This window comes from Streptomyces sp. GbtcB6 (assembly GCF_019091475.1).
Classification (GTDB): Bacteria; Actinomycetota; Actinomycetes; order Streptomycetales; family Streptomycetaceae; genus Streptomyces; species Streptomyces hyaluromycini.
This window is the reverse complement of record NZ_JAGXJL010000563.1, coordinates 1-221: the sequence shown is the minus strand read 5'-3', so window position 1 is coordinate 221 and position 221 is coordinate 1. Positions and strand designations below refer to the sequence as shown.

Annotated in this window: 1 pseudogene; it reads right to left on the bottom strand. The window is 70.1% G+C overall.

From position 1 onward, the window contains the following. Window positions 1-221 (bottom strand): annotated as a pseudogene (locus tag KVT45_RS55995) (hypothetical protein); the annotation flags it as partial.

The window sequence follows — 221 nt, the reverse complement described above, 5'->3', positions numbered from 1 at the left end:
GCCTCGTCGCCCCGTTCGTCCAGATCCGCCGTATCGAGCCTGACCTCCTCGACGACGAAGCGGTACCAGCCCTTGCCGCTGCGGATCACCGACTCCGCGGGCGGAGTACCTTCCGGATCGAGCACCCTGCGCAGCGAGTTGACGTGAGTGGGCAGCACCTTGTGGCCGCCCGCGGGCGGCTCCTCGCCCCACACCGCGTCGAGCAGCCGCGCATGACTCAC